At 71.0% G+C, this 4,847-nt stretch carries 6 protein-coding genes and 1 pseudogene; 5 read left to right on the top strand and 2 right to left on the bottom strand.

Features of this window, described 5'->3' with window-relative positions; translation table 11 throughout:
• Window positions 1-288, bottom strand: a pseudogene (locus ACFU99_RS33215) (DNA-3-methyladenine glycosylase 2 family protein); the annotation flags it as partial.
• A gap of 2 nt (window positions 289-290) precedes the next feature.
• Complete coding sequence (locus ACFU99_RS33210) at window positions 291-674, bottom strand: VOC family protein (RefSeq protein WP_384399121.1); 384 nt, start codon at window positions 672-674, stop codon at window positions 291-293.
• Window positions 675-897: 223 nt separating this feature from the next.
• Between ACFU99_RS33210 and ACFU99_RS33205 the strand changes: the two genes are divergently transcribed.
• The 5 genes from ACFU99_RS33205 to ACFU99_RS33185 form a co-directional block, all read left to right on the top strand.
• A complete protein-coding gene (locus ACFU99_RS33205; RefSeq protein WP_384399123.1) occupies window positions 898-1,359 on the top strand; it encodes a MarR family winged helix-turn-helix transcriptional regulator in 462 nt (153 codons plus the stop codon).
• Window positions 1,360-1,579: 220 nt separating this feature from the next.
• Window positions 1,580-2,098 (top strand): 2-oxo-4-hydroxy-4-carboxy-5-ureidoimidazoline decarboxylase, encoded by a 519-nt coding sequence (gene uraD, locus ACFU99_RS33200; protein WP_384399119.1) that lies wholly within the window; start codon window positions 1,580-1,582, stop codon window positions 2,096-2,098.
• Window positions 2,099-2,205: 107 nt separating this feature from the next.
• Entirely contained in the window at window positions 2,206-2,544 is a 339-nt protein-coding gene (gene uraH, locus ACFU99_RS33195; protein WP_384399117.1) for a hydroxyisourate hydrolase, read from the top strand.
• Window positions 2,545-2,550: 6 nt separating this feature from the next.
• The gene (gene pucL, locus ACFU99_RS33190) at window positions 2,551-3,519 is read left to right on the top strand and encodes a factor-independent urate hydroxylase (protein WP_384399115.1); all 969 of its coding nucleotides are present in this window, start codon (window positions 2,551-2,553) and stop codon (window positions 3,517-3,519) included.
• Between the two features lie 51 nt (window positions 3,520-3,570).
• Window positions 3,571-4,847, top strand: a 1,277-nt coding sequence (locus ACFU99_RS33185) for an 8-oxoguanine deaminase (RefSeq protein WP_384399113.1), incomplete at its 3' end; no start/stop codon positions are given.

Below are 4,847 nucleotides of genomic sequence, written 5' to 3'. Positions count from 1 at the left end.
CTGGGCCCGTACCGCCTCGGCGGCCGGCGACCCGTCGGCGGGCTCGGCCGCCCGCCCGTCGACGTAGCGGGTGTACTCGGCGTGCACGGTGGCCGGGGCCCCGTCGGCCGCCGTCTCCTCCTGCCGCACGGCGCACCCGATGACGGCCTCCCCGTCGTCGGCGGGGAAGGCCAGCCGCAGCACCCCGTCGGGGGCGCGCTCGTACGCGGCGGGGGTGCAGCTCTCCAGGAACCGGCTGGAGGCGGCCAGCGAGTACGGCCCGGCGGGGGTGAAGGAGACGGCGGTCACGGTCAGCTCTCCTGGGGCTGGGCCTGGTGCACGGTCAGGACGTAGCCCTCGGGGCCGGCGAAGGAGAACATCGGGCCGAAGGGGCTCTCGGTGATCGGGGTAAGGATCTCGACGCCGTTCGCCGTGAGCTGGTCGTGCAGGGCCTGCGTGTCGGGGGTGGAGAACCACATGGCGACGCCGAGGCCGGGGCGCCCGGAGTCCAGGTCGGTGCCGGGCAGCGGTTCGCGTACGGCCATCGGGGTCGGCTTGGTGTCGAAGACGACGCCGTGGGGCGGCGAGTAGGGGGCGCGGCGCAGGCCGAGGTTCTTCTCGCAGAATTCCGCGGCCGCCGCCAGGTCGCGCACCTGAAGGGCGATGAAGTCGGGGCCATCGATGCTGACGGTCATGAGTGCTCTCCTCGGGATGCCGGAACGGGGTGCGTACCGGAGATGGGAATGCCGGAGTTGTGAATGCCGGAGTGTGAGTGCCGGGGCTATGGGCGTCGGAACTCACGTAGGGGCGTTCCGGAACGCGCGCCGGGCTGGTGCCGGGCTCGTCCGGAACTTTCGATGTCAGGACTTTGACATACTCGACGCTAAACCCGATCCCCGGAGGTGTCAAAATATGGACATGCAGGAGAGCTCGCAGGTGGAACCGCCGCACCCGGCCGCTGACGTACTCGATCACGTGGGATACCGGCTCAAGCGCGCGCACGCCGCCTTGCGCGCCGCCATGGACCAGGCGCTGCGCGAGCACGGTCTGACCGTTCCGCAGTACGCCTGCCTGGAGGTCCTCGCCGCCCGGCCCGGCATGTCAAACGCCGAGCTCGCCCGCGCGACCTTCGTGACCCGCCAGTCCATGAACGTCGTCCTGCGCGGCCTCCAGGACGACGGGCTGCTCACCCGCCCCTCGACCGTCGACCACGGGCGCGCCCGCCCCGCCACCCTGACCGGCGAGGGCCGCCGCCGACTCGGCGGGGCGCAGGCCGCCGTATACGCCATCGAGTCCCGCATGGTCCAGGCGCTCCCCGAGGGGCGGCTGGCCGCGCTTCTCGACGACTTCGACCACATCACGCGGGCGCTGACGGACTGATCGGAGCGCTTCGGACCGGTCCGGGCCAGTCCAAGTCGGCACCGATTTCACCAGATGGTTTCAACAAAGTGTTGACGTTGTGATTCCCAGGGCGTTAGCTATGCGCAGCCCGCCGTCCCTGGCAGTCCCTGGCAGTCCCCGGCAGTTCCTGACAGTCCCTGGCACCGTCGGCGCGCGGGCCGGCCCAGCGAATCCCCAGATCGCAGCCACGGAGGCCCATATGAGGCCGAGCACGGATCCGGTCCTCGCCCGCTTCAACACAGCCGACGACACCGCGGCCCGCGCCGCGCTGCGCGAGGTCTGCACCAGCGAGGAATGGTGCGGGGCGATCCTCGCGCGGCGCCCGTACCCCGACTCCGAAACCCTCCTCGGCGCCAGTGACGCCGCCACCGCCCGGCTCGGTGCGGAAGAGCTGGCCGCGGCGGTGGCCGGGCACCCGCCGCTCGGCCGCCCGGCGCCGGGGGACGCCGTCTCCGCCCGCGAGCAGCGGGGCATGGCCGACGCGTCCGAGCAGGTCAGAGCCGAGACGGCGGAACTCGACCGGGCCTATCGGCGGCGGTTCGGACACGTCTTCCTGATCTGCGCCAGCGGTCTCAGCGGCGAGCAGTTGCGCGACGCGGTACGCGCCCGGATCGGCAACACGCCGGAGCGGGAGAACGAGATCGTGCGGGCCGAACTGGGCAGGATCAATCGCGTCCGGCTGGCCCGCCTCGTCACCGAAGGAGCGTTACGGCCATGAGCGACGGCAGCACTGGGCCGGTTGGAGTGACTGGGCCTGCTGGAACGACTGGGCCTGTCGGAGCGACTGGGGCCGGGGCCGCCGGAGGCGTCGCCTCGGCCGCGTCGGTGTCCACCCACGTCCTGGACACCAGCGCCGGGCGCCCCGCGCGGGACGTGCCCGTCACACTCTCGGTACGTACCGGCGACGCGAGCCGATGGCGGGTGCATGGGGAGTCGCGCACCGACGGCGATGGGCGCTGCCGGGACCTGTCGCCGCTGCCGGAGTCAACTACCCACGCGCAGCTCGTCTTTGAGACCACGGACTACTTCGAGGAGGAAGCTGGTCGGGAGACGGGGGCCTTCTTCCCCGAAGTGACGGTCGCCTTCGCCGTCGTGCCGGGCGAGCACTACCACGTACCGCTGCTGCTCAACCCGTTCGGCTACTCCGTATACCGAGGGAGCTAGCACGATATGACAGTCCATTCGCGACCGGCGCCCGCCGTCGTCCTCGGGCAGAACCAGTACGGCAAGGCCGAGTGCCATGTCGTCAGAATCACGCGGAACGGCGCCACCCACCACATAAAAGACCTCAGCGTCTCCGTCGCGCTCTCCGGCGATCTGGAGGACGTCCACCTCTCCGGCTCCAACGCCAACTGCCTTCCCACCGACACGACGAAGAACACCGTGTACGCCTTCGCCAAGAAGCACGGCATCGAATCGGCGGAGCAGTTCGGCATTCTGTTGGCCCGTCACTTCGTCACCAGCCAGGGGCCGATCAAGCGGGCTCGCATCCGCGTCGAGGAGTACGCCTGGGACCGGATCGCCGGAGGGGTCGAGGGCGGTGGGGGAGCGGGCGAAGCCAACGGCAGTGTGGCGAGCGGGCATTCATTCGTCCGCAGCGGGCAGGAGACCCGCCTCGCCCAGGTCGCCTTCGACGGCGAACGGTGGCAGATCGTCTCCGGCCTCAAGGACTTAGTCGTGCTGAACTCCACCAACTCGGAGTTCTGGGGCTACGTCAAGGACGAGTACACGACATTGGAGGAGGCGTACGACCGGGTCCTCGCCTCCGAGGTCTCCGCCCGCTGGCGGTTCGGCTGGAGCGGCGACCCGCACCGGGAGCCCGCCTGGGAGAGCACGTACCGGCGGGTCCGGGCGGACATGCTCCAGGCGTTCGCGGAGACGTACAGCCGCTCGCTCCAGCAGACCCTGTACGAGATGGGCTCGCGTGTCATCTCCCGCAACGACGAGATCGACGAGGTGCGGTTCTCGCTCCCGAACAAGCATCACTTCCTGGTGGATCTGGAGCCGTTCGGGCTGGAGAACGACACCGCCGACGCGGCCGTCTATCACGCGGCGGACCGTCCGTACGGGCTGATAGAGGCCACCGTCCTGCGCGAGGGCGCCGAGGCCGGGATCCCCCCGGACCTGACGAATCTCTGAGCGGGTGCGGGGAAGCACCGGCACTCCCCACCGAACGGACGAGGAGGCACCATGGCAGCATCGGAACCCCCCGGCAGCACCACCCCGCGCGAGGCCCGCGCGGCCCAAACGGCCCCCGCAACTCGTACGGCTCCCACGGCTCCCACGGCCCGTACAGCCCCCGCGGCCCGTACCGCCCCCACGACCCGTACCGCCCCCGAGGCCCGTACGGTCATCGAGAACTGCGCCATCGCGACCGTCGACGCCGACGGCGCCGAGTACGCGAGCGGTCACGTCGTCATCGCCGGCCACCGGATCGAATCCCTGGGCGCGGGCAGGGCCCCGGAAGGGCTCGCGAACGTCGTCCGGAGCGTCGACGGTACGGGCCATCTGCTCACTCCGGGCCTGGTCAACACCCATCACCACTTCTACCAGTGGCTCACCCGCGGCCTCGCCACGGAGCACCGCCTCTTCGACTGGCTGGTCGCGCTGTACCCCACCTGGGCGCGGATCGACGAGCCCATGGTGCACGCGGCGGCCCGCGGCTCGCTCGCCATGATGGCCCGCGGCGGAGTGACGCTCGCCGCCGATCACCACTACATCTTCCCCCAGGGCTCCGGCGACCTGGTCTCCGCCGAACTGTCGGCCGCCGCCGAACTCGGCGTCCGCTTCACCCTCGCCCGCGGCTCCATGGACCTGGGCGTCTCGGACGGCGGGCTGCCGCCGGACTTCGCCGTCGAGTCCACCGAGGGCGCGCTCGCCGCGACCGAGAAGGCCATCGACGAGCACCACGACCCCTCCTTCGGCTCGATGGCGCAGATCGCCGCCGCCCCCTGCTCCCCCTTCTCCGTCACCACCCAACTGATGAAGGAGAGCGCGGAGTTGGCGCGCCGTAAAGGGGTGCGGCTGCATACGCACGGATCGGAAACCGTGGAGGAGGCCCGGTTCTGCCGCGAGCGGTTCGGCATGGGGCCGACCGCGTACTTCGAGTCGACGGGCTGGCTCGGCGAGGACGTATGGATGGCCCACTGCATCCACATGGACGACGCGGACATCGACGCCTTCGCCCGTACGGGCACGGGGGTCGGGCACTGCCCGTCCTCCAACGCCCGTGTCGCGGCGGGCATCGCCCGCGTCCCCGCCATGCTCGCGGCCGGCGTCCCGGTCGGCCTCGGCGTGGACGGCACCGCCTCCAACGAGTCGGGGGAACTGCACACCGAACTGCGCAACGCGCTGCTCGTCGGCCGACTCGGAGCCGACGACCCCGCATCTCTGACTGTTCGTCAAGTTCTGCGCCTGGCAACGCTCGGCGGCGCGCGCGTGCTGGGCCGGGACCCGGAACTCGGTTC

This window comes from Streptomyces sp. NPDC057654 (assembly GCF_042800135.1).
Lineage (GTDB): Bacteria > Actinomycetota > Actinomycetes > Streptomycetales > Streptomycetaceae > Streptomyces.
This window is presented reverse-complemented; position numbering and strand designations above follow the sequence as displayed.